This is a genomic window from Verrucosispora sp. WMMD1129 (assembly GCF_029581255.1).
In the GTDB taxonomy this organism is placed as follows: domain Bacteria; phylum Actinomycetota; class Actinomycetes; order Mycobacteriales; family Micromonosporaceae; genus Micromonospora; species Micromonospora sediminimaris.
The window spans coordinates 2,229,598-2,254,419 of sequence record NZ_CP120741.1 but is presented as its reverse complement, the minus strand read 5'-3'; the positions used below and the strand labels follow the sequence as shown (position 1 = coordinate 2,254,419).

General features: G+C 71.6%; 20 protein-coding genes. 8 read left to right on the top strand and 12 right to left on the bottom strand.

Going from position 1 to position 24,822, the window contains the following annotated elements; genetic code table 11:
- The first annotated feature begins 2 nt into the window (after positions 1–2).
- The 7 genes from O7624_RS10310 to rdgB all read left to right on the top strand — a co-directional run bounded on the left by O7624_RS10310 (position 3) and on the right by rdgB (position 6,200).
- Positions 3–362, top strand: coding sequence for a MoaD family protein (locus O7624_RS10310; RefSeq protein ID WP_282239834.1), 360 nt, complete (start codon positions 3–5; stop codon positions 360–362).
- A gap of 10 nt (positions 363–372) precedes the next feature.
- The gene (locus tag O7624_RS10305; protein ID WP_093401916.1) at positions 373–1,338 is read left to right on the top strand and encodes a pyridoxal-phosphate dependent enzyme; all 966 of its coding nucleotides are present in this window, start codon (positions 373–375) and stop codon (positions 1,336–1,338) included.
- Between the two features lie 269 nt (positions 1,339–1,607).
- Positions 1,608–2,354, top strand: a complete 747-nt coding sequence (locus O7624_RS10300; RefSeq protein WP_093401915.1) for an MBL fold metallo-hydrolase — start codon at positions 1,608–1,610, stop codon at positions 2,352–2,354.
- Positions 2,355–2,443: 89 nt separating this feature from the next.
- On the top strand, positions 2,444–3,589 hold the full coding sequence (locus O7624_RS10295) for a glycosyltransferase family 1 protein (protein ID WP_282239833.1): 1,146 nt from the start codon (positions 2,444–2,446) through the stop codon (positions 3,587–3,589).
- 80 nt (positions 3,590–3,669) lie between these two features.
- A complete protein-coding gene (locus O7624_RS10290; RefSeq protein WP_282240598.1) occupies positions 3,670–4,785 on the top strand; it encodes a glycosyltransferase in 1,116 nt (371 codons plus the stop codon).
- A 72-nt stretch (positions 4,786–4,857) separates the two neighbouring features.
- Positions 4,858–5,586 carry a ribonuclease PH gene (gene rph, locus O7624_RS10285; RefSeq protein ID WP_093401913.1) on the top strand — a complete coding sequence of 243 codons (729 nt, stop codon included), beginning with the start codon at positions 4,858–4,860 and terminating at the stop codon, positions 5,584–5,586.
- Positions 5,583–6,200: an RdgB/HAM1 family non-canonical purine NTP pyrophosphatase gene (rdgB, locus tag O7624_RS10280; RefSeq protein ID WP_282239832.1), complete on the top strand. Its 618-nt coding sequence runs from the start codon at positions 5,583–5,585 to the stop codon at positions 6,198–6,200. The genes rph and rdgB overlap by 4 nt, the downstream gene beginning before the upstream one ends.
- Before the next feature lie 28 nt (positions 6,201–6,228).
- Here the strand turns inward: rdgB and hutH are convergent, their stop codons facing one another.
- The 6 genes from hutH to O7624_RS10250 are packed head-to-tail and all read right to left on the bottom strand — an operon-like array spanning position 6,229 to position 14,037.
- Positions 6,229–7,764: a histidine ammonia-lyase gene (gene hutH / locus O7624_RS10275; RefSeq protein WP_282239831.1), complete on the bottom strand. Its 1,536-nt coding sequence runs from the start codon at positions 7,762–7,764 to the stop codon at positions 6,229–6,231.
- Positions 7,761–8,945, bottom strand: coding sequence for an imidazolonepropionase (hutI, locus tag O7624_RS10270; RefSeq protein WP_282239830.1), 1,185 nt, complete (start codon positions 8,943–8,945; stop codon positions 7,761–7,763). Before hutI ends, hutH begins: the two co-directional genes overlap by 4 nt.
- Positions 8,942–10,303 (bottom strand): formimidoylglutamate deiminase, encoded by a 1,362-nt coding sequence (locus O7624_RS10265; protein ID WP_282239829.1) that lies wholly within the window; start codon positions 10,301–10,303, stop codon positions 8,942–8,944. Before O7624_RS10265 ends, hutI begins: the two co-directional genes overlap by 4 nt.
- Positions 10,300–11,517 carry an allantoate amidohydrolase gene (locus tag O7624_RS10260; protein ID WP_282239828.1) on the bottom strand — a complete coding sequence of 406 codons (1,218 nt, stop codon included), beginning with the start codon at positions 11,515–11,517 and terminating at the stop codon, positions 10,300–10,302. The genes O7624_RS10265 and O7624_RS10260 overlap by 4 nt, the downstream gene beginning before the upstream one ends.
- A 9-nt stretch (positions 11,518–11,526) precedes the next feature.
- Complete coding sequence (gene hutU / locus O7624_RS10255; RefSeq protein WP_282239827.1) at positions 11,527–13,194, bottom strand: urocanate hydratase; 1,668 nt, start codon at positions 13,192–13,194, stop codon at positions 11,527–11,529.
- 12 nt (positions 13,195–13,206) lie between these two features.
- Positions 13,207–14,037 carry a MurR/RpiR family transcriptional regulator gene (locus O7624_RS10250; protein ID WP_210941389.1) on the bottom strand — a complete coding sequence of 277 codons (831 nt, stop codon included), beginning with the start codon at positions 14,035–14,037 and terminating at the stop codon, positions 13,207–13,209.
- Positions 14,038–14,228: 191 nt separating this feature from the next.
- Between O7624_RS10250 and O7624_RS10245 the strand changes: the two genes are divergently transcribed.
- Complete coding sequence (locus O7624_RS10245) at positions 14,229–16,133, top strand: trypsin-like peptidase domain-containing protein (protein ID WP_282239826.1); 1,905 nt, start codon at positions 14,229–14,231, stop codon at positions 16,131–16,133.
- Positions 16,134–16,145: 12 nt separating this feature from the next.
- On the opposite strand, the gene O7624_RS10240 is transcribed toward O7624_RS10245, so the two are convergent.
- The 6 genes from O7624_RS10240 to O7624_RS10215 form a co-directional block, all read right to left on the bottom strand.
- Positions 16,146–18,257 carry an acyltransferase family protein gene (locus O7624_RS10240; protein ID WP_282239825.1) on the bottom strand — a complete coding sequence of 704 codons (2,112 nt, stop codon included), beginning with the start codon at positions 18,255–18,257 and terminating at the stop codon, positions 16,146–16,148.
- Between the two features lie 71 nt (positions 18,258–18,328).
- Positions 18,329–19,672, bottom strand: a complete 1,344-nt coding sequence (locus O7624_RS10235; protein WP_282239824.1) for an O-antigen ligase family protein — start codon at positions 19,670–19,672, stop codon at positions 18,329–18,331.
- Position 19,673: 1 nt separating this feature from the next.
- A complete protein-coding gene (locus O7624_RS10230) occupies positions 19,674–21,023 on the bottom strand; it encodes an oligosaccharide flippase family protein (protein WP_282239823.1) in 1,350 nt (449 codons plus the stop codon).
- Positions 21,020–22,084: a glycosyltransferase gene (locus O7624_RS10225; protein ID WP_282239822.1), complete on the bottom strand. Its 1,065-nt coding sequence runs from the start codon at positions 22,082–22,084 to the stop codon at positions 21,020–21,022. Before O7624_RS10225 ends, O7624_RS10230 begins: the two co-directional genes overlap by 4 nt.
- Positions 22,084–23,046 (bottom strand): glycosyltransferase, encoded by a 963-nt coding sequence (locus O7624_RS10220; RefSeq protein ID WP_282239821.1) that lies wholly within the window; start codon positions 23,044–23,046, stop codon positions 22,084–22,086. Before O7624_RS10220 ends, O7624_RS10225 begins: the two co-directional genes overlap by 1 nt.
- Before the next feature lie 139 nt (positions 23,047–23,185).
- Positions 23,186–24,727 carry a sugar transferase gene (locus O7624_RS10215; protein WP_282239820.1) on the bottom strand — a complete coding sequence of 514 codons (1,542 nt, stop codon included), beginning with the start codon at positions 24,725–24,727 and terminating at the stop codon, positions 23,186–23,188.
- Positions 24,728–24,822 lie beyond the last annotated feature (95 nt).

Genomic DNA, 24,822 nt, shown 5'->3' with positions numbered 1-24,822 from the left:
CCATGGCCATCGAGGTTCGCATCCCCACCATCCTGCGCAGCTACACCGGCGGCGCGAAGGTCGTCGAGGGCAGCGGCGACACGCTCAACGACCTGCTCACCGACCTGGACTCCCGGCACGCCGGGCTGCGCAGCCGGCTGGTCACCGAGGCTGACGCGCTGCACCGCTTCGTCAACGTCTACGTCAACGACGAGGACGTACGCTTCCTCGGCGCGCTGGACGCCAAGCTCAACGACGGCGACAGCGTGACCATCCTGCCCGCGGTGGCCGGTGGCGCGTTCGGCTTCGCCGCGGCGGCGGCGATGGCGCAGCACGTCGCGGCCGCGCCGGCCGACGGCCGGACGCGCGTCACCGCGAGCTGAGGCGGCCGCGATGACGCGGTACGACAGCCTGCTGGACGCCTGCGGCGGGACACCGCTGGTGGGGCTGCCCCGACTGTCGCCGACGGTGCCCGAGGGCGCACCGCCGGTGCGGCTCTGGGCGAAGCTTGAGGACCGGAACCCCACCGGCAGCATCAAGGACCGGGCCGCCCTGTTCATGGTCCGGGCCGCCGAGGCCGCCGGCCGGCTCCGGCCCGGCGACACCATCCTGGAGCCGACCAGCGGCAACACCGGCATCTCCCTGGCCATGGTGGCCAAGCTGCGGGGGTACCGCCTGGTCTGCGTGATGCCCGAGAACGTCTCCACCGAGCGGGTGCAGCTGCTGCGGATGTACGGCGCGGAGATCATCTTCTCGCCGGCGGCGGGCGGCTCCAACCAGGCGGTGGCCACGGCCAAGCAGATCGCCACCGAGCACCCCGACTGGGTGATGCTCTTCCAGTACGGCAACGAGGCGAACGCCCGGGCGCACTACGAGACGACCGGGCCCGAGCTGCTGCACGACCTGCCGACCATCACCCACTTCGTGGCCGGGCTCGGCACCACGGGGACCCTGATGGGCACCGGGCGCTACCTGCGGGAGAAGGTCGAGGGCATCCAGATCGTCGCCGCCGAGCCGCGCTACGGCGAGCTGGTCTACGGGCTGCGCAACATCGACGAGGGGTACGTCCCGGAGCTCTACGACGCGACCGTGCTGAACCGTCGCTTCTCCGTCGGCACCCGGGACGCGGTGCTGCGTACCCGACAGCTGGTGGAGGTCGAGGGGTTGTTCGTCGGCTTCTCCACCGGCGCGGTCCTGCACGCGGCGCTCGCCGTGGCGCACGAGGCGGCGCGGGCCGGCCGCCGGGCCGACGTGGCGTTCGTGGTCAGTGACGGCGGCTGGAAGTATCTGAGCACCGGGGCGTACGGCGGGACGCTCGCCGACGCGGAGGAGGCGCTTGACGGTCAGCTCTGGGCCTGACCTGCGGCACCATCGAGTATGTGACGAGGGCCACCGGTGCGCTGCCGGTGGCCCTCGTCGCGTCGGTCTGCCCGAGCCGACCACTTCGGTGACGGGTGGTCGATCGGACGGGCGAAACCGGTGTCACGTTGATGACAACTTCCAGCAGATCATTCTTGCGCTTGCATGCGCGGGCGTAGGCTGCCCAGCGTGGCGTACGCGTCGGTAGTGATCACCGCCGGAGCGGCGGCCGGCACGATCACTACCTACCGTGACAGCGAGACAACTCGATGCGACTGACCGTCCTGGGCTGTGCGGGCAGCTTCCCCGGACCAGAGTCCCCCTGCTCGGCTTATCTGATCGAGGCCGACGACTTCCGGCTCCTGGTCGACTTCGGCTCGGGCTCACTGTCCACCCTGCAACGCTATGCCGGGCTGCACGCCCCGGACGCCATCCTCCTGACCCACCTGCACTGCGACCACATCCTCGATGCCGCGACCTACGTGGTGGTGCGGCGGTACGCCCCGGACGGGCCGTACCCGCCGTTGCCGGTCTACGCGCCGGCCGGCGCCCCGGACCGGCTGGCCACCGCGTACGGGCAGGAGGACAGCACCGTCGAGGACGTCTACCAGTTCTACGCGCTGCAACCCGGTACCTTCCCGATCGGGCCGTTCACCGTCACGGTCGACCGGGTGCTGCATCCGGTGGAGACCTACGGCGTACGCCTTGAGCACGGCGGCCGAGTGCTCTGCTACTCCTCGGACACCGCGCCCTGCGAAGCGCTGCTGCGCCTGGCCCAGAACGCCGACGTCTTCCTCTGCGAGGCCAGCTACCTCGACGGCGTCGACAACCCGCCGGATCTGCACCTCACCGGCGGCGAGGCGGGCGAGGCGGCAGCCAAGGCCAACGTCGGGCGGCTGCTGCTGACCCACCTGGTCCCCGCCTGGGGCAGCGAGGCGCTCACCGTGGCGGCTGCCTCCGCCGCGTACGCCGGCCCGCTGGAAGTGGTCCGGCCCGGCGCCACCTACGAGGTCTGACCCGCCGGGCGCGGGTTCGTGCGGCACTGTTCGCCGGGCGGTCAATTGGACGTCTCCTGGACCTTCGCTGCCACCACCACCGTGAGGGCATGCGGATCGCCATGGTGACCGAGTCGTTCCCGCCCGACGTCAACGGGGTCGCACACTCGGTCGTGCGCGCCGCCGAGCACCTTGTCGCCCGCGGCCACGAGCCGTTGGTGATCGCACCCGCCCCGCCGGGGACGCTGCGCCGCGCCACCGACCGGTATCCGTACCCGGTGGTTCGCATCCCGAGCGTGCCGCTGCCGCGCTACCAGGGCTTCCGGCTCGGCGTGCCGACCAACAACCGCCTGGCCGGGGTGCTGCTGGAGCATGCGCCCGACGTGGTCCACCTGGCCAGTCCGTTCATTCTCGGGGCCCGGGCGGCGGTGCTGGCGGCCCGGCACGGGCTGCCCACCGTCGCCGTCTACCAGACCGACGTCGCCGCCTACGCCCGGGCATACCGGGTCGGTTGGGGAGAGGCCGCGGCCTGGCGGCGGCTGCGGGAGATCCACAATTCGGCCCGCCGTACCCTCGCCCCGTCCACCAGGGCGGCCGAGGACCTCGCCGCGCACGGCGTGCAGCGGATCTGGCTGTGGGGCCGGGGCGTCGACGCCGAGCGGTTCCACCCGGACAAGCGCTGCCCGCGCCTGCGTCGGGCCTTCGTGCCCGGCGGCGAGATCCTGGTCGGCTACGTCGGGCGACTCGCCCCGGAGAAGCGGGTCGACCTGCTCGCCGCCACCGCCCGCCTGCCTGGTGTCCGGGTCGTGGTCGCCGGTGACGGCCCGGCCCGCCGCCAGCTCGAACGGGAGCTGCCCAACGTGCGGTTCCTCGGCGTCCAGCACGGCGAGGCCCTGGCCCGCCTCTACGCCAGTCTTGACCTGTTCGTGCACACCGGTCCGCACGAGACGTTCGGCCAGACCGTCCAGGAGGCGTTGGCCAGCGGGGTGCCGGTGGTCGCGCCGGCCAGCGGCGGGCCGGTCGATCTGGTCACCCCCGGGGAGACCGGCGTACTGGTGCCACCCGAGGACGACATGGCGATCGCCGAAGCGGTGGCCGGGCTGGCCGCCGACGGGGCACGCCGGCAGGCGTACGGCGTCGCGGCCCGGGCTGCGGTGCGGGGGCGCAGTTGGGCGGCGGTCGGCGACGAACTCGTCGGGCACTACCGGTCCGCCCGCGCCAGCGCGCCCGCCGTGGACCTGCCGGCGGCGTCGTGACCGGCACCCACCCGGACCGCACCAGCACGTCTTGGACCACCACCACCGCGACGCAGGTCGCGGGTACGTCCGGCGGCCCACTGCGGATCGTCCGGCTGGCCAGCTTCGTCACCGGCACCTCCGGCGGGCTGCGCACCGCCCTGCAACACCTGGGCGAGGGCTACCGCGCAGCCGGACACGAACCAGTGCTCGTGGTCCCCGGCCGACGCGACGACGACCAACGACACCCGTGGGGCCGGGTGATCACGCTGGCCGGCCCACCGCTGCCGCACAGTGGCGGCTACCGGCTGCTCACCGCCCGACGCCGGCTCGCCCGGCTGCTGACCACGCTCGCACCCGACCGGCTTGAGGTGTCCGACCGCTCGACGTTGCGTTGGACCGGCGACTGGGCCCGGGCGAACGGCGTGCCGTCGGTGATGGTTTCGCACGAGTCGCTCAGCGGCCTGCTGGGTGCCTGGGGGGTGCCCGCCACGCTGGGGCGGCGGCTCGCCGACCGGCTGAACGCGGACACGGCCCGCCGCTACGACCGGATCGTCTGCACCACCCGATGGGCGGCCGAGGAGTTCGCCCGTATCGGCGTGCCGCACGTCGACCTGGTACCGCTCGGCGTCGATCTGGACACCTTCCATCCTGGCCGCGCCGACCCGGCGGTCCGGGCCCGGTACGCGGACCCGGGCGAGGTGCTGCTGGTGCACTGCGCGCGGCTGTCCGTGGAGAAGCGACCCGAGCTGGCCGTCGATGCGTTGGCGCAGCTGCGGCGGGCCGGTGTGCCGGCGGTGCTGGTGATGGTCGGCGACGGCCCGCGCCGCCCCGCGCTGCGGCAGCGCGCGGCCGGCCTGCCGGTCACCTTCACCGGGTTCCTACCTGACCGTCGCGCCCTCGCGGCGGTGCTGGCCAGCGCCGACGTGGTGCTGGCTCCCGGCCCGGTGGAGACCTTCGGTCTGGCCGGGCTGGAGGCGCTGGCCTGCGGTACGCCGGTGGTGGTCAACGCGGCCAGCGCGCTGCCCGAGGTGATCGGCTCGGGCGGGCTCGCCGCCGACGGCACCCCGGCGGCGATCGCGGGGGCGGTCCGCCGGCTGTTGTCGCGTCCCGAGGCCGGGCGGCGGGCCGCCGCCCGGGACCGGGCGGAGCAGTTCGGCTGGCCGGCGGCGGTCGCCGGGTTGCTCCGCGCGCACGGCGTCGACGTCGATCGCTGATCCCGGCCGCCCGGCCGGGGTACGACGGACACCCGGGGAGGGTTCGATCAGCGCACCACATAGGGTGCAGGCATGGCGCGACCTGACGGGCGGCGACCCGACCAACTTCGACCGGTGACCCTGACCCGCGGTTGGAGCACCCATCCCGAAGGCTCGGTGCTTGTGGAATTCGGCGGCACCCGGGTGCTCTGCACCGCGAGCGTCACCGAGGGGGTGCCGCGCTGGCGTCGTGGTTCCGGGCTGGGCTGGGTCACCGCTGAGTACGCGATGCTGCCCCGGGCCACCAACACCCGGTCGGACCGGGAGAGCGTCAAGGGCCGGGTCGGTGGGCGTACCCACGAGATCTCCCGGCTGATCGGCCGGAGCCTGCGCGCCGCGATCGACCTCAAGGCGCTCGGCGAGAACTCGATCGTGCTCGACTGCGACGTCCTGCAGGCCGACGGCGGCACCCGGACCGCCGCGATCACCGGCGCCTACGTGGCACTGCACGACGCGGTGAACTGGCTCGCCGCCCGCAAGGCACTGACCGGGAAGCCGGAGAAGGTGATGCACCGATCGGTGTCGGCGGTGAGTGTCGGCGTCGTTGCCGGCGAGCCGCGCCTGGACCTGTGCTACGACGAGGACGTGGCCGCCGAGGTCGACATGAACGTGGTCTGCACCGGCACCGGCGACTTCGTCGAGGTGCAGGGCACCGGCGAGGCCGGCGTCTTCGCCCGCGAACAGCTCGACGCCCTGCTCGACCTGGCCGTGGTCGGCTGTCTGGACCTGGCCGAAGCCCAGCGGAAGGCGCTACTCCCATGAACAAGGTGCTGCTCGCCACGCGGAACCAGAAGAAGCTGATCGAGTTGCAGCGCATCCTGGACGGGGCGCTGGGCGCGCACCGGGTGGCCCTGATCGGGCTCGATGACGTCGATGCGTACCCGGAGCTGCCGGAGACCGGGCTGACCTTCGGCGAGAACGCGCTGATCAAGGCCCGGGAGGGCTGCCGGCGTACCGGGCTGCCGACGATCGCCGACGACTCCGGGCTGGCGGTCGACGCGCTCAACGGGATGCCCGGCGTGTTCAGCGCCCGCTGGGCCGGGCGGCACGGTGACGACCAGGCCAACCTCCAACTCGTGCTCGACCAGATCGGCGACGTGCCGGACGAGCACCGGGGCGCCTCCTTCGTCTGCACGGTCGCGCTGGTGCTGCCCGGAGGTAAGGAACACCTGGTCGACGGCCGGCAGGCGGGTCGGCTGCTGCGCGCCCCGCGCGGCGACGGCGGGTTCGGCTACGACCCGATCTTCCTCGGCGAAGGCCAGGACCGCACCAACGCCGAGCTGACCCCACAGGAGAAGGACGCGATCAGCCACCGTGGCAAGGCGCTGCGCGAGCTGGCTGCCCTGGTCGCCAAGGTGCTCCCGCCGGCCGCCTGAGTCGCCCGCCTCGGCGTCGGCCTTCGCGTCAGCCGAGGGTGCCGACCTCCTGCTCGATCGCGGTGCGGAGGTCGCGGCCGGCCAGCACGGCGCGGGCGGCCTCCATCAGCGGAGCGAGGAAGACGTCGGGGCCGGGCTCGCCGGCGGCCTCACCGAGCGCGGCGATCGCCGCCCGCCCGGCCGGCGACGGAGCCAGCGGCGCCCGCAACTGCAATCCGCGTACGGCGGCGAGCAGTTCCACCGCGAGCAGGCTGGTCAGGTTGTCCAGCACCGTACGCAACTTCTTGGTCGCCGCCCAGCCCATCGAGACGTGGTCCTCCTGCATGCCACTTGTGGGCAGCGAGTCCACCGAGGCCGGTGCGGCCAGCCGGCGGTTCTCGGCGACGATCCCGGCGGCCGTGTACTGCGCGATCATCAGCCCGGAGTTGACCCCGGCGTCGGGGGAGAGAAACGCCGGCAGGTCCCGGGACCGGGTGACGTCGAGCAGCCGGTCCACCCGACGCTCGGCGATCGCGCCCACCTCGGCGGCGGCGATGGCCAGGAAGTCCGCTGCGAAGCCCAGGGGCGCGCCGTGGAAGTTCCCGGTCGACTCGACCCGACCGTCGGGCAGCACCACCGGGTTGTCCACCACCGAGACCAGTTCCCGGGCGGCGGTCGTCCGGACGAAGTCCAGGGTGTCCCGGGCCGCGCCGGCCACCTGCGGCGCACAGCGCATCGAGTAGGCGTCCTGCACCGCGTGTGCCAGGTCATCGCGGTGCGAGTCCATCACCGCCGAGTCCTGCAACAACCGGTGGATGTTGGCCGCCGAGACACTCTGCCCGGGATGCGGACGGATGGCGTGCAGTTCCGGTAGGAACGGCCGTTCCGAGCCGAGCATCGCCTCGATCGCCAGCGCGGCGGTGACGTCGGCCATGGTGAAGAGGTGGGCGGCGTCGTCGATGGCGAGCAGCAGCATGCCGAGCATGCCGTCGGTGCCGTTGATCAACGCCAGCCCCTCCTTGGCGGCCAGCTCCACCGGGGCGAGGCCGGCCCGGCGCAACGCGTCGACGGCAGGCAACCGCCCGCCGTCCGGGCCGAGCACCCAACCCTCGCCGAGCAGCACCAGCGCGCAGTGCGCCAGCGGGGCCAGGTCACCGGAGGCACCCAACGAGCCGTGTTCGGGCACCCAGGGGGTGACCTCGTGGTTGAGCAGGTCCACCAGGGCCTCGGCGACCAGCGGCCGTACCCCGGAGTGGCCGAGCGCCAGCGAGCGGACCCGCAGCAGCATCATCGCCCGTACCACCTCCCGGGGCATCGGCGCGCCGACCCCGGCGGCGTGCGACCGGATCAGCGCGTGCTGCAACTCGGCTCGGCGCTCGGGGGCGACGAACGTGTTGGCCAGGGCCCCGAAACCTGTCGACACGCCGTACACGGGACGGCCGGCGGCCTCGATGCCATCCACGATGGACCGGCTGGTGGCCATCGCCTCGACGGTGGCCGGGTCGAGGACCACCTTGGCGCCGCCCCGCGCCACGGCGAGCACGTCGGCGGGGGTGATTCCGGTGGGCTGGACGGTGACGGTCATCGCGGTACTCCGTTGTGCAGAACCTGGCGGACGAGTGGCACCCCGGGCCGGTAGGCCAGGTGCAGGTGGGACGGTGCGTCGAGGATGATCAGATCGGCCCGGGCGCCGGGACGCAGCACCCCGATGTCGTCGCGGCGCAACGCCCGCGCGCCACCGACGGTCGCGGCCCACACCGCCTCCGCCGGGGTCATCCCCATCTCGCGTACGGCCAGGGCGATGCAGAACGGCATCGACGAGGTGTACGACGAGCCGGGATTGCAGTCGGTGGCCAGCGCCACGGTGACCCCGGCGTCGAGCAGGCGACGGGCGTCCGGGTACGGCGACCGGGTGGAGAACTCGGCACCCGGCAGCAGGGTGGCGACGGTGGCGGACTGCCCGTCGTCCGTGGTGGTCGAGGCCAGCGCGTCCACGTCGGCGTCGGTCAGGTGGGTGCAGTGGTCCACGCTGGCGGCCCCCAGCTCCACCCCGAGCCGCACGCCCGGGCCGGGGCCGAGCTGATTGGCGTGCACCCGCACCCCGAGCCCCATGGCCTGCCCGCAGGCGAGGATCGCCCGGGCATGGTCGGCGTCGAAGGCTCCCCGCTCGCAGAACACGTCGATCCAGCGGGCGTACGGCGCGGCGGCGGCCAGCATCGGCCCGCAGACCAGCGACACGTAGTCGTCCGGACGGGCGGCGTACTCGGCCGGGACCACGTGCGCGCCGAGGAACGTGGTCTCCGTGCTGACCTCGGTGGCGATCCGCAGCGAGCGGGCCTCGTCGGCGACAGTGAGGCCGTACCCGCTCTTGATCTCGATCGTGGTGGTGCCCTGGCGTAGCGCCTCCGCGTGCAGCCGGCGCACGGTGGCCCGCAGTTCGTTGTCGGAGGCGGCCCGGGTGGCGCCGACAGTGGTGCGGATACCGCCGCCGGTGTACGGCTCGCCGGCCATCCGGGCGGCGAACTCGGCGGCCCGGTCCCCGGCGAAGACGAGGTGGGCATGGCTGTCCACGAAACCGGGCAGTACCGCCGCACCGGCTGCGTCTATCCGCCGGTCCGCTGCCGGTGCGTCGGCCGCCGGGCCGACCCAGGCCACCTCGCCGTCCTCGACGAGCACCGCAGCCCGTCGCCGGATTCCCAGCGGCCCGCCCGCGCCGGCCACATTCGTCACCAGCTCACCGATGTCGTCCACCAGCAGGCTGCTCATGGGGTGGTCACCTCCGTGATCGCCGTGGCCAGTTCCTGGGGTACGTCCACGCGCACGTGTCGGCCGTCGCGGACCAGCACCTGACCGTCCACCACCACCTGCGCGACGTCGGCCGCGCTCGCCGCGAACCAGACGCCCGCCGGGGCCATCCCGGCCGTACGGACGCTGTCCAGCCGCACCGTGACCAGGTCGGCACGGTCGCCGACGGCGATCCGGCCGGCGTCGGTCCAGCCCAGCGCGGCGTGCCCGGCGCTGCTCGCGGCGGTCAACAGCTCCGCCGCGGTGAAGTGGCCCCGCTTGCGGGTGCGCAGCCGCTCGTCCAGTTCGACGGCGCGCGCCTCCTCGAACAGGTCGGTGACGGCGTGGCTGTCACTGCCCAGGCTGAGCGGGATGCCGGCGTCGGCCATCCGACGGGCCGGACCGATACCGTCGGCGAGATCCCGTTCGGTGGTGGGGCAGAGGCAGACGCCGGTACGACTGTCGCCGAGCAGACTCACGTCGGCGCTCGTCGGATGGGTGGCGTGGACCGCCGTGGTGGCCCGGCCGAGCACCCCGTGATCGGCGAGCAGGCGCGTCGGCGTGCACCCGTGCACCGCCCGGCAGGCGTCGTTCTCGGCCGGCTGCTCCGACAGGTGCACGTGCAGTGGCGCGTCGCGGCGGTGCGCCCAACCGGCGACGGTGGCGAGCTGATCGGCCGGCACCGCCCGTACCGAGTGGATCGCGGCGCCGAGACGCGCGTGCCCACCGTCCGGGTTGAACGCGTCGACCCGCTCCGCCCAGCGCAACGCGTCGCCGTCGCCGAACCGCTGCTGCGGCCCGGTCAGCGGCCTACCGTCCACCGAGGCGGTCAGGTAGCAGGTGTCCAGCAGGGTCAGCCGGATCCCCGCCTGGGCCGCCGCCTCGACCAGCGCCGCGCCCATCGCGTTCGGGTCGGCGTACGGGCTGCCGCCCGGCCCGTGATGCAGGTAGTGGAACTCACCCACGCAGGTCACCCCGGTCAGCGCCAGCTCGGCGTAGACCGCCCGGGCCAGCGCCAGGTAGGAGTCGGGGTCGAGGTGGGTGGCGACGGCGTACATCTGGTCGCGCCAGCTCCAGAAGTCGCCCCGCCCGGCGTGCGTGCGTCCGCGCAGCGCCCGGTGGAACGCGTGGGAGTGCGCATTGGCCAGCCCCGGCAGGGTCAGCCCCGGCAGCCGCACCGCGTCGGCCAGCACGTCCACCCCGGCGTCGGGCCGGCTGTCCGGCGCGAGCGGTGTGACGCCGGTGATCCGGTCGTGCACCGTCTCGATCAGCACGTCCGGGGTCGGCGCGGCCTCCCCGGGCAGCCAGGCGTACTCCGCGAGCCAACGCGTCGACGTCATCGCAGCAACTCCGCCAGCCCCCTGGCCAGGGCGGAAACCCCGGTGGCGCAGTCGGCGTCGGTGGCTGATTCGGCGGGGGAGTGCGACACCCCGGTCGGGTTGCGGACGAACAGCATCGCAGTGGGTAGGTGGGCGGCGAGCACCCCGGCGTCGTGCCCCGCCCCGGTTGGCAGCACCGGCGCGGCCAGCAGCCCGGCCAACCGGTCGGCCAGCCCACCGTCGAAGGCCACCAGCGGGGTGGCCGACTCCTCGGTCAGCGTCACCTGCGTACCGTCGCGCCGGGCCCGCTCGGCGGCCTTGCCGTGCACCGCCTCGACCATGCCGGCCAGGGTCTCCGGCTCGGCCGCGCGGGCGTCCAGCCAGCCGGTCACCCGGGACGGGATCGCGTTCGTGGCGTTCGGCTCCACCGCCACCCGACCGACTGTGGCGTGGGCACCGCGCAGCCGGGCCTCCTTGTTCGCGGCGAGCACCGTGAACGCGTACGTGAGCATGGGGTCTCGACGGTCGGTCATCCGCGTCGTACCGGCGTGGTTGCCCTCGCCGGTAAAGTCGAAGCGCCAGCGGCCGTGCGGCCAGATGGCGCTCGCGACCGCGACCGGCGCGTCCCGCTCGACGAGCGCGCGGCCCTGCTCGACGTGCAACTCCACGAAGGCCGCGAAACGGCCGAGCAGCTCCGGCCGGGCACCCACCGGCCCGTCACCCAGCGCCTCGGCGAAGCTCACCCCGCCGGCGTCGCGCAGCCCGGCCGCCCGCTCGGCGTCCAGCGCGCCGGTGAGCAGCCGGGAACCCAGGCACGGTACGCCGAACCGGGCACCCTCCTCCTCCACGAACGCCGCCACCGCCAGCGGCCGGACGGGCGGGACGCCCCCGGCACGCAGCTCGTCGACCGCGAGGAAAGCGCTCACGATGCCGAGCGGACCGTCGTACGCCCCGCCGTGCGGCACCGAGTCGAAGTGGCTGCCGGTCAGGATCGCGTCCCCGGCCTCCGGATCACCCCACCAGGCGAACAGGTTGCCGTTGCCGTCCTCGGTCACCGGCATGGACCGCTCGTCGGCCTGCGCCCGGAACCACTCCCGCAGCCGCAGCTCCGGCTCGGTCAGCGCGTACCGCAGGTAGCCGCCGCTGTGCGCGTCCCGCCCGATCGGGGCGATCTGTCCCCACAGCTCGCGGAACCTGTCGAGCAGCGGTCCGTCCTGCACCGTGTGTGTCAACAAGGGCCTTCCTCACTCCGCCATCGGGACACGGACGCCAGTTCGGGTGGCCACCTCGCGGGCGTCTTCGTAGCCGGCGTCGACGTGCCGGATGACACCCATCGCCGGATCGTTGGTCAGCACCCGCTCGATCTTCTGCCCGGCCAGCGCGCTGCCGTCGGCCACGCAGACCTGACCGGCGTGGATCGACCGGCCGATGCCGACCCCGCCGCCGTGGTGGATGGAGACCCAGGAGGCCCCGCTTGCGGTGTTGACAAGCGCGTTGAGCAGCGGCCAGTCGGCGATCGCGTCCGAGCCGTCGGCCATCGCCTCGGTCTCCCGGTACGGGCTGGCCACGCTGCCGCAGTCCAGGTGGTCGCGGCCGATCACCACCGGCGCGCTCAGCTCACCCGAGGCGACCATCTCGTTGAACCGTACGCCCGCGCGGTCCCGCTCGCCGTAACCGAGCCAGCAGATGCGCGCGGGCAGCCCCTGGAAGGCGACCCGTTCGCCGGCCAGGCGGATCCACCGCGCGAGGGACTCGTTCTCCGGGAACAGGTCCAGGATCGCCCGGTCGGTGGCGGCGATGTCGGCCGGGTCACCGGAGAGCGCCGCCCACCGGAACGGCCCCTTGCCCTCACAGAACAACGGCCGGATGTACGCCGGCACGAAGCCCGGGAAGTCGAAGGCGCGCTCGTACCCACCGAGCCGGGCCTCGCCCCGGATCGAGTTGCCGTAGTCGAAGACCTCCGCGCCCGCGTCGAGGAACCCCACCATCGCCTCGACGTGCCGGGCCATCGACGCCCGCGCCCGGTCGGTGAACTCGGCCGGCTTGGCCGTCGCGTACTCCCGGGCGTCGGCCAACTCGACCCCCTCCGGCAGGTACGACAGCGGATCGTGGGCGCTCGTCTGGTCGGTGACGATGTCGACCGGTACGCCCCGGCGCAGCAGCTCCGGGAAGACGGTGGCCGCGTTGCCGACGACACCGACGCTCAACGCCCGGCGCTCCCGTTTGGCGGCGAGCACCCGCCGCACCGCGTCGTCCAGGTCGTCGGCGATCTCGTCCAGGTAGCGGTCGTGCGCCCGGCGGGCCAGCCGGCTGCGGTCCACGTCCACGATCAGGCAGGCACCGCCGTTCATGGTGACCGCGAGCGGCTGGGCCCCGCCCATGCCGCCGCAGCCGGCGGTGAGCGTCAACGTGCCGGCGAGGCTGCCGTCGAACTTCTTGGCGGCGACGGCGGCGAACGTCTCGTAGGTGCCCTGGAGGATGCCCTGGGTGCCGATGTAGATCCACGAGCCGGCGGTCATCTGCCCGTACATGGTCAGGCCGAGCTGCTCAAGGCGGCGGAACTCCGGCCAGGTCGCCCAGTCGCCGACCAGGTTCGAGTTGGCCAGCAGCACCCGGGGCGCCCACTCGTGGGTACGCAGCACGCCGACCGGGCGACCCGACTGCACCAGCATCGTCTCGTCGTCACGCAGCTCGGTCAGCGTCCGCACCAGGGCGTGGTACGACGGCCAGTCCCGGGCGGCCTTGCCGGTGCCGCCGTACACGACCAGGTCGTCGGGGCGCTCGGCGACCTCGGGATCGAGGTTGTTCATCAACATCCGCAGGGCGGCCTCCTGCGGCCACCCTCGGGCGCTGCGCTCCGGGCCGCGTGGGGACCGGACGGGTCCGGGGGCTGTCTGGTCGGCGTGGGTCATGGCGGACTCCTCCTAACCGAGGAACAACTGTCGACGGGCCGCCGAGGCTTCGAACGCCTCCAGCCGCCGCTGGGTCTCGGCCGGGGCGGCGTCGCAGATCGCCTGGAGCAGCACCATGGCCAGGGTCATCGGAGCGGTGTGCAGGTCGAACACGAGTTGCGCGCCGACCGCGGCGGAGAGCACCACGTCGGCGTGCTCGGTCGCCGGACTCACCGGTGAGTCGGTGATCGCGACGACCGTCAGCCCCGCCGCGCGGGCCTCGCGCAGCGCGTCCAGGGTCTCCCGGGGGTAGCGCGGCAGCACGAACGCCAGCAGTGCCCGCGCGCCCGCCTCGGCGGCCTGTTCGAGGCGGTCGGTGAGCAGGCTGCCGCCGTCGTCGAGCACCCGCACGTCCGGATGCACCTTGGCGGCGAAGTACGCGAAGTACGCGGCAAGCGGCGCGGCGGAGCGCAGGCCGAGCACCGGCAGCGGCCGGCTGGCCGCCAGCAGGCGTCCGGTCTCGGCGATCCGCTCCCGGTCGGCCAACTGACCGGCCAGCCGGTCCAGGTTGCCGATCTCGGCGCGTACCGCCTGTTGAAGTTCGTTGCCGGCGGGGGCCGGACCGGGCGCGGCGGCGGTCAGCTCGCGCAGCCGGCGACGCAGGGCCGGGTAGCCGTCGTGGCCCAGCGCCACCGCGAACCGGGTGACCGACGGCTGGCTGACCCCGGCCAACTCGGCGACCTCGGCGGCGGAGAGGTAGCCGATGGCCGGAGCGTGCTGCACCAGACAGTGCGCGATGCGTCGCTGCGTCGGGGTGAGCCGGACCCCGTCGAACAGGCCGACGACCCGCTCCGCCGACGCCATGGCAACTCCATCATTCACCCCGTGACTCTATGCATGAAAACTTTCATTCGGCAAGCTGATCTGCCTATTCCAATGTGGACGGCATCTGGTCTGCGGTTTCGAGACCACCCTCGGAAGTGGGGCGACCAGCGGGCAGATAGGGGTGCGGCAGGTGGATAGGATCCGCACCGCGGTCGAGTAGAGGAGTTGCCATGCAGCCGGACGGCCCCTACCGGTACACCCACCTGCTGGGCGGGTCACCGGTCGGTAAGGCGTGGGCGGCCGTGGACGGGCAGGGTCGCTTCGTCACGGTGGCCGTGCTGGACGCCACCGTGGCCGCCACCGCAGGCTGGCGCGAGGCGTTCGCGGCGATCACCAACAATCTCGCCCAGACCGGCGGCATGCCCTTCGTCTACGCGGACTTCTCGGCCGCCGCCCCCTGGGTGGCCTACCCGGCAGAGGCCGGACCAGGCGCGGAGCGTCTCTTCCGGGCCCTCGGCGTGGAGTACCAACCGGTGCCGGCCACCCCGCCGAACCTCTCCGGCTTGCCGCAGCCGGTGTCCGGCGCGCCCCAGTCGGTCTCCTCCCCACCCGACCCGGTGTCGGGTGCGCCGCAGCCCACCTCCGGCTCACCGCAGCCCGTCTCCGGCTCACCACAGCCAGGCCTAGATAGGCCGCAGCCGATCCTCGGTGCTTTCGGTCCGGTCTCTGGCACGTCGCAGCCCGTCAGTGGCGCTCCCGGTCCGGTCTCGGGTGCCCCGGCATCGCCCGGCTTCGGAACGCCCTTCGACGACACGCCGCAGCACGATCCGTTCACTGCTCCGGTACGCCGGATCCAACCCTCCGCCCCACCCAAGCGCCAGACCGGCCTCTGGGCCGCGATCGCCGCGCTGCTTCTGGTGGCCGCCATCGGTGGAGGAGCGGGCGTCTGGGCCATCTCGGCGAGCGGACCCGAAGCGCCGCCAGTCCCGGCACCGACGGCTTCCCCGCTCGCTCCCGGTCTGAAGCCGTGGGCGGTGGCTCCGCCCCGAAGCGACGAGGAGCGGGCGCTCGCCACCGCCGCGCCGTCGATTGTGTTCCTGGAGGCCATCGTCACCGGTTATGTGCGCGGTAAGCAGCGAAACGAACTCCTGCATCCTGATCCGTTCACCTTCAGCCGCCGCTGCACCGGCGTCGTGGTCAATCACGATGGGCACGTCGTCACCAACGCCCAGTGCGTCCAGCCGACCCCGGACATCCTGGTCGAGCATGCACTCGGTGAGCTGGCGAAGGTCCAGGTCGCCAATGGCGACGTCAAGACCGCAGACGTCGACAACTACGTCCGCACCCGAATGGCGACCACGGTGTTCACCGGCTCCGAGCCCGGTACCGAACCAGAGGCCAGCCTGTACGGGCAGCTGAATGTGGCTACGGGTGACCTGACCAGTGGGGCCGCGATCTCCGGCAGCGTCGTGCGGGCGCTCACTCTCGAGGAGGGCAACCTGGCGCTGGTCAAGCTCGACCAGGGGAACCTCCCCGCTGTCGAGGTGAATGCCTCGGCGACGATCGCCGCAGGGACGGCGTTGCACGCCCTCGGGTACGCCACCGCTGACACCGACTACCGGTCCGCCACCTACAGTGTCGAGTCCAAGCAGGTGCAGGTGACCGAAGTGGATTTGGAGTCCTCCACCTACCGCATCAGTGATGACGTCGGGGTCTCCTCCCGCGGCGGGATCGTCGTCGACCCACAGGGGCAGGTGGTCGGCATCCTCGACAACGACGTGCTCCAGCCCGACCGGCCGAACCGCCTGGTGGTGCCGGTGTCGCGGGTCAACGGACTGCTCAGCGCCGCCGGGGTCGGGAACACCCTCGGTGGGCCGGACCAGCTCTACCGGGAAGGGCTGGACGCCTATTTCGACGGTGAGGATTCGAGGGCGGCCGCACGATTCGCAGAGGTCGCCGCCGAGTCACCCACAAACGCTTTGGCGGAGGCCTACCGGGAAGCTGCCGTCGCTGCGGGTGGTGATGAGCCGTCCCGTCCTGGCTGGGCGGTGCCGCTGCTCATCGCCGCAGGCGTCGCCCTGATCGGCGGCGTCGCAGCGTTGGTCTGGCTGCGGCTGCGTCAAAATACCCGGTGATCCCTAGGGCTTCTAGTCCGTCGCGCCGGTCAGCACCGGTGCCAGAGCCTCGCTGAGCAGCGGGGTGAGCTTGCGGGCGTACTCGGCGGTGATGTGGTTTCCGTCGCGCCGGACGATGACCCCGCCCACGAAGACCGGACACCGTCCGGCGGCGCAGAACCAGTCGCTTGTCGATACGTGCCACGAGTTTCCGCCGACCCAGGCCCTCCGGTCGACCTCGGCGTATTCGTGGTGCTCCGCGGAGAGCGTCGAGATGCAGTCGCGCGGGCTGGAGAGCCGGGTGATGCAGGTCTTGGGATCCGGGCCGAGAGGGGGCGGTTGCAGGGCCACGACCTTTCCGGCGGCCGCGAGCCATTGCTCTCTGGCCGTACGGGCGGCCTGCTCCCATTCCACCGGGGACGGGCTGCCGCCGGTCCTGATGAACCGTTGCCGGTAGGCGTTGCTCACGATGACCAGATCGGGTCGCCGGTTCTCGATGATGGTGCGTACCGTCCGTCGGTGACCTGGGCACGATCGGGTGATGCTCTCGATCGGGGAGGCGGTGTCCGAGGCGAGAAACGGGCAGCCGGCGTAGGTCAGGTCCTGCACCGCCCAGCCGGCCGGCTCCAGAGCGGATCGCACCAGCGGCAGCCAGGCGGTGCCGATTGAATCTCCGACAACGACGGCCAGTCGTCGAGGACGTGGAGTCGTCACGGCGCAGTCGTTGCCGTCCGCGACCGCCGGTCGGCACCCTCGCCCGTCCCCCGAGGCGAAGCTGACCGTCCCTAGCTCACCCAGCGGAGGTGTCAGCACCGGCCACTCGCGTGCGTCCAGCGCCACCCGGACCTGCGCCGCCAGTTCGGACCGGGAAGTGACCACCCACGCGTCGGCCGGTGCCGGTGACGACGGCGTACGGACGCTGACCGTGGTGACCACGGCTATTGTTACGGCCAGGGCCCCCAGCCCGGCACTCCGCAGAGCCAGCGCCGGGCCGCTCCGGTGACGGGTGCTTCCGATGCGCTGCCGCTCCAACCACGACGACCGGCGGATCGGATTCTCGACCAGGTGGTAGGAGAGCACTGAGAGCAGTGCGGTACCGCCGAGCGTGAGCACCACCGCGGCGGTCTCGGTGCCGGGGAGCGCCGCGCCGATCAGGATCAGTAGCGGGAAGTGCCACAGGTATAGGGAGTAGGAAATGTCCCCGACGTAGCGCACGACGCGGTTCGTCAGCGGGGCCATCAGACGTTGTCCACCTACGCCGCCAGCGATCACCAGGGCGGCCGAGATCACTGCGAGGAACGCGCCCGGTACGGGAAACGGGGTCTCTGCGGTGATGGCAAAGACCGACACCATCAAGCCGACCAGCCCCGACCACTGATAGGCGGGACGAACCACGGCCGGTATGCGGGCCAGCAGCGGTGTGGCCACCGCCAGTAGCGCGCCGATTCCCAGTTCCCAAGCGCGGGACACAGTCGAGAAGTACGCGACCGCCGGTCGGTGCTCGACCTCCCAGAGTGCGAACCCGATCGAGCCGAGAACGATCATGGCCAGAGCTACGCCCACCACCCACCGGGTTGCGGTCCGGTACCGGCCGCGTCGAGCCGCGTAACCCAGGATCAACACGAGTAGAACCGGCCATACCAGATAGAATTGCTCCTCCACGGCCAACGACCAGTAATGCCGCAGCGGCGAGACCGGTCCATCGGTCTCCCAGTAGTCGGTGCCGACGGACGCGAACCGCCAGTTGGCTGCAAAGAGCGCCGCGCACAGGGCGTCCCAGGCTGTCGAGCGGACCCGCTCACCGAGAAACAGCAGCGTGGATGCCAGGTACGTGGTCACTAGCACCAGTACCGCGAGGGGCAGGATGCGCCGGATACGCCGCCGGTAGAAGTTCGCGAAGGAGATGCGCCCGGTCCGGTCGTGTTCTTTCATCAGCAGACCGGTGATCAGGAAGCCGGAGATGACAAAGAAGACGTCAACGCCGACGAATCCGCCCGCAGGCCAGCGCAGCACATGTTCGAGGATCACCACCACGACCGCGAAGGCGCGTAGTCCCTGAATGTCCGGGCGGAAGCCCGAGCGGTGTCTCCCCGACTCTTCAGGGGCGGCATCATGAACCGGCGTCGCGAGGGGGCCTGACGACATCGGGTCCTTCCTCATGCCAGCGGATCCGCGCACGCGCGGACCGCGCTCGGTGTTCTCGGCGGTCCTTGCACTCAGTCTGGCGTTCCCACGGCACCCCGACGGGTGCCCTGTCCGATCAGCCGGCGCAGCCCGGCCAGCGCGTCCGGTCGGTCGGCACTCTCCATTGCTCGGCCGTTCGCGTCGGTCGGGGTCAGTGCTGACGTGGTCAGCACCATCAGGGCGAAGATCCAGGTTAGACCGTCGACGGAGAGCGGGTTCCAGACGACCTCGGTGAAGGAGTAGATCACGAAGAGCGCCACTGGTGCCTTGGCGGAAAGCACCCGGCCGTCGACGATGGGGGCCCGCAGCAGAGTGACGAGAACGAGCCCCCACAGTGCCAGCGCCACGAATCCACCGGAGAAGATGGCCAGGACATAGCCCGAATGGAAGAAGTGGTGCGGCGCCTCACCGAGGTCCCGCAGCAGGTACCACTTCGAGACACCGACACCGGTGATCTCCGTCCCTGCGATGTGTTCCCGGGCGTGTATCCAGATGTTGCCACGGTTGCTCAGCGTCGTCCGGGACGCGCTCCAGGTCAGGTAGGCAGCGGTGGCTGCGGCTGCGGCGACGAGCCCCGCGCAGAGCGCGAGGTGGATTTGCGAGTACTGCCGTCGCCGCTCGATCAGCAGGGCCCCGACCACCCATACCCCCACCGCAACGAGGGCCAGATAGCTGGTACGGGAGCCGGTGGCAACGATGACCAGAACGCAGAACGCGGCGGTGGCCAGCCGTTCCGCGCCCCGCAGCGCGCAGACGATGGCGACCAGCGTGAACGAGGTGATCAACGCGATGTAGTTCTCGGACTCGTAGAAGCTCTTGAAAAGTCCCCCCGCCAAGGAGCACTTCTCGAGCTGTCCGGAGGTGCAGGCCCGCCAGGACCGTTCGTAGAGAACGGTCGGGATCGTCAGCAGCGACAGCACGGCCAACCCGGTGTACGCCGTGGCCCCGAGGCTCACCCGGGCGGCGCCTGCGGCCAGCCATACCGCGAGCAGCAGGAGCGCCGCGGCGGCGTACGCGGGCAGCCGTGAGCCGTACACACCGTCGCCGGTGAATGCGTCGACGCCGACACACCAGACGAGCACTGCAGCGGCCAGTGCCAGGCAGACCCGGCGCCAGATTCCCGGTGGGCCCGTGAGGCGGCCGCGACCGGCGACGAGTAGCCAGCCGACGAGAGCGAAGACCAGCACACCGATGAGTGCGGACGAGTGGTCGCCGGCGATGACGGGCGCTGCGTTCGCCAGTACCGCGAATCCGATCAGCGCGACGGCGTACCTACCGCTGCCGAATGCGGCCGCGACCGATCGCCGGCCGTGGATCAGCCATCCGGCCGCCGCGAGGCCGCCCAGGCTCAGCAGGACACCGAAGAGTGTGGTCACCTCAGACCCTTTCCATGGGACGTGCCGAAGCGGATGTGCCGGCCGGGTCGCGGCGGACTGAGACGGCGAGGCATCCCCAGAGCAGTATGGCGAGCAGCGCGTCGCACACCAGGCTTGAGACGATAGCGCCCTGCCATCCGTAGGCCGGGATGAGCCAGAGGTTCAGCAGGGCGTTGACCACGCCGATGCCGATCTGGCACACCGTCCGCCGGCCCTGCATCCGAGCACCCGACAGCGCGTCGGCGGCGAGGTAATGCAGTGACTTCAGCACGAGCAGCGCGCTTAGCCACTGCAACGCCGGAATGGCTGCCGCGAAATCGGGGCCGAACACCAGCGGCATCAACCAGGCGAAGGCGACCAGCAGCAGGCTCATCGGCACGCTGAACACCAGGAAACGCGGCAGCAGCCGGCGGGCCATCCGTAGGGTCTCCCGTGGGCCGTTCCGCCCGGCCTGGAAGAACCTGGGGTAGGCGATGGCGCTCATCGACCGGGCCGGCGTGTACGCGAGGTCGACGACCCGGTAGGCCGCCGCGTAGATGGCGGCGTTCTCCGGGGTACTCAGACGGGACAGCATGACCTTGTCGCTGTCGTTGTAGACGGACTGAGCCGACAGTCCGACGGCGAACAGCATCCCGGTCCGCGCCTGCGCGAGCGACCCCGCGAACCTCATCGCCGCTGGTTGTGCGCCGCGCAGTCCGCCCAGGAGGACGGGTACGCACACGACGGCGGAGATCACCGCCGACGCCACCGCCCAGTCGTGCAGCGCGATCGGTCCCGGCGACGCGGCCAGCACCACCGCTGCGGCCAGCCGGCACAGGTGCAGCAGGGCAGGAACCAGCGCGGCGAGCAGAATTCGACCACGGACCTGGATCGATGCGGCCACGGCCTCGATGAGACGCCAGGCGATCAAGTCCGCGGAGGCGAGGCAGAGCAGATCGACGAGACCGACGTCGGTGCCCCAGATGGCGAGACCCGCAGCGGTCACCAGCACAGTGGCGGCGCAGCCGAACACCGTGGACACGAACAGGCCACGTACCAGGTGTCGGTCCCATTCGGCCGGTGAATCCGCGTGGTTCTGCATGATGAGGCTGGGCGCGCCGGCCGAGGCGAACGGGGACACCACCGCGATGAGCGCCGTGGCGCCGACGAACAGCCCATACGTGTCAAGGGCCATCTCCCGCGCCAGCAGCACGAAGAGAGCGCCTTGGGCGAGGGTACGCAGCAGGGTCCCGGTGAAGAACGTGCCGGACTTGCGCAGGAATCCGTCGCCGCGCCGGGCGTCAGGTGGGCGCGGCTGCGGATCGGGGTGGCCGGGCGCGGGGCGTCCCGTTCCACCGGGAACGGGCGTCATGACAACGCCACCACCCACCGCCTGCTCACCTCGGCCGGGTCCAGGGTCGTGTTCCGCGCGTGCCAGGCCTTCTCGAAGTCGGCGACGGTGGGACGTTCGTCCCCGGTCAAGCGCACGATCGCGGCGGCGAGCGCCGGTGGCGTGGTGTCCGTCGCCAGGATGCCCGGCACGAACGTCGGGATCATCTCGTCCAGTGCCGGCACCGGCAGGGCAGCAACGGGTAGCCCGGCCTCGGCGGCCTCCACCAGGCTGAATCCGAACGTCTCGGCGCGGGACGGGTGCACCAGCACGTCAGCTTCGGCAAGGAGCCTCGCCACCCCGGGCACCCGGCCCAGGAACGTCACCCGATCCGACAGCCCCAGGTCGCGTGCCTTGTCGTGCAGGAGCTGACGCTCCTCCCCGTCGCCGGCGAGAGTCAGGTGGTACGTCGCGGGCAGCAGCGCCAACGCGTCGAGTGCGCAGGAATGGTTCTTGTACGGACGGAACGCGGCCGTGGTGAGCAGCCTCGTCCGGGCCGGATGCGCAACGGCGCGGGGCGCGACGAACGGCCGGGTCGGTACCGGGTTGGCGATCGTCGTCACCGGCTGCCCGGGGGCGAGTTGCCGGACGGTCCGTGCCACCCCCTCGGAGACGGCGACGACGAGTCGGGGCCGCACGCCCCGGATTCGGACCAGGCGGGACAGCGTACGGACGCGGCCGTCGATGCGCAGCCGTTCCGGGAGCAGTGAGTGCTCCCAGGCGACGTAGGTGCGACCCGAGCCGGCCAGGGCCGCACCGACCGGAACGCTTCCCCAGAGCCCGCTCGCCACGATCTGCACGTCCGGTGGAAGACCCCTGAGTCGGCGCCGTAGCGGCGGAACCGCCTCCACCAGGCGGGTGATCCGGGTGCCCAGGCCGAGCGTGTCGACTGCCAGATCCTGCAACGCCGGGGGAACCGACCCGGACACGACCGTCGCCGAGACCTCGACGCCCTCGGCGAGCAGGTTGCGCATCAGCAGCGCCGCTGCGAGTTCCATGCCGTACAGCGGTTCCACCTGGGGGAGAACGAAGTGTAGACGCATCAGTTGGACCCGCCCGTCGGAACAGTCCCGGGCTCGCCGGCGGGCCGAGATCGGCGCATCGCCACCCGTTCCAGGGCGGCACGCGGCACGAGCCCGAGTGCCGCGATCAGCGCGTTGCGGACCGATGGCGTCGCGTTGCGGCGAATGGCGGCGACCATTTCCCGTACCCCCGCCAGGTCCCGCGCCTGCAGCGCGTACCGCAGCGTCTGGGCGGCGATGAAGTCGGCGAAGGTCTCGGGTGCCCACACTCCCTCCCAACGGCGTGCCCACGCCCAGGAGGTCCGCCAGTCGGCACCGGCCGAGATCGAACCCGGGCTGCCCACGGTGTAGATGGCGGTCGCCTCCTCGATCTGCGTGATCTTTACCCCGGGGATCCGGGCCGCCCGGACCAGCCAGTCCCAGTCCTGGTGTCGGGGCAGCGACTCGTCCCAGCGGCACCGCCGCGCGACTTCCATCGTGGTCAGCAGCGTCGACGTGGGAAGCGACTGACGCCCGACGCCCAGCTGCCGCCGACGGAAGAGGTAGTCCTCGGGGAGTTGACCATCGCCGATCAGCGTGGCCGGTACTGCGGCAGGCAGCGGCTCCCCGCCCGCCTTGCGTTGCAACGTCCGTGACGACACCACCGGCAGCCAGTCGGCTGCGGCCAGCCGGTCCAGGACCGGCAACTGAGCGGCCAACTTGCCCGGCAGCCAGGCGTCGTCGTCGTCGAGAAAGGCCACGTGGCTGTTGGGGGCGGCATGTCGGACGCCGAGGTTGCGGGCATGGGAACCACGTCGCCCACCGCCAGTGCAGACAATCTCGTCGATCTGGTCGCGCAATGCCGCGACACCATCCGGTACGCGGGCGAGGTCACACACCACCACCACGTGCACGGAGACACCGACCTGGGTACGGGCTGACGCGACCGCCTCGGCGAGGCTGGGTCTGCCCGTCGTTGGGATGACCACCGAAACGTCCGGCATGCAGATACTCCAAGCAGTTTGGCAGAAACCCCGGCCGGTGATCAGTGCCGCGTCCGGATCGGGCACCAGGATGCGCCTGGGGTGGGCAGGTCATGCCGCCCGGTTGGCCGGAGCGGCGGCTAGGTGGCTGACAGGTCGCTCAGCGACCACCGCCGCGGAACACCTCGGCCACGGTCCGCAGCAGCACCTTGGCGTCCAACCAGAGCGACCAGTTCTCGATGTAGTAGTTGTCGAATCGGGCACGGTCGGAGATCGGGGTGTCCCCACGCAGGCCACTGACCTGGGCGAGACCGGTCAGACCCACGGGGACTCGGTGTCGCATCGCATAGCTCGGGTACTCCGCGGAGAATTTCTGAACGAAGTACGGCCGTTCCGGGCGCGGTCCGACGACACTCATGTCGCCCTTGAGGATGTTCCACAGTTGAGGAAGCTCATCCAGGGACGTACGACGCAGGAGACGCCCGATTGGTGACACCCGCCGGTCGTGCGCGATCGACCAGTTCGTCTGGGACTCGTGCTCGTCGAGCGGTCGCATGGTGCGGAACTTGATGATGTTGAAAGGTCGTCCGTGGCGGCCGATGCGTTCCTGGTGGAAGAAGACGCCGCGACCGCCGTCCAGAAAGACGAGCACCGCGCAGAGCAGCAGGATCGGACTCAGCAGAAGCAGGGCCACTCCGGCGAACGCCACATCCGAGGTGCGCTTCAACGCCCAACGCGGCCCGGACAGTGTGGTGTCACCCACTCGTACGATGGGAATGGCTCCGATGTGGTCACCGTGAGAGCGCGAGCCCCAGAGTCGAGGCACCGCCCAGAGATCGCATCCAGCCACCACCGGATGTCGCAGGGTCTCCAGCAACGCGGGCTCCGAACACTGTGGATCCGCGATGACCAGAACATCACACTCGACCAGCCGTACTAGCTGAGGGAGCTGGTCGAGGGTGCCGATGGTCGGAACGGGTTGCGTGTCCGACGGCGGGCAACTGTCGACGTGCCCGACGAAACGCAGGCCGTAGCGGGGATACCGGCGCAGCAGCCGAGCCAACTCCACGGCGGTCGCACCAGCGCCGATGATGATCGCGTTGTGCTCCACCCAGCGACGCCGGCGGGCGAGAGTGGCCACCTCCCGGGTCACGAGTCGCCCAACGATCACCAGGACGGAGGCTATGGCTACACCACGGATGAAGCCGACCAGGTAGGCCGGTGAATCGTGTCGCAGCGCGGCGACGATGGCCACCACGGCCGCAATCGCCAGCAGCCGACCGCAGAGGCTGGGCAGTTCATCGAGGATGCTGACGTGGCGACGGGCCCGGTAGAGCCCGCCGGTGGCGAAGGCTCCCACGGTCAACACCGTCATCGCTAGAGTGCCGCGCCAATGTTGCTGGGTGACGGCCAGCGGGGACAGTAACGCGGCGACATCGACCGGTGCCGTCAGCATCCAGGCACGGAGGGCCCGAGTCCGGGTCGAGGCGCGCGAGCCGGCATACGGCAGCACCGTGGTCACGTCGAGACCCGGACGTACGTCACCGGTGCCCGGGTCGATCCCCGTCACGCCTTCCGCACCGACACGGTCGGCAGGGGTGTCCTCGCCGGACTCACCCCTGCCCCGGCCGGCCGGGGGCGCTGTCCCGAGACCTCCGACCTCGCTTGTGGCCGGGTAACCCGCGACAGGTTGCCTCGCCATCTACCGTTCCTCCCCCGTAAAGCCACACCGCTGGCGCGTGAGAAAAGGCCACCGGAGCGATCGAAGGATACGACCGCGGCGGTGACAGCCGCCAG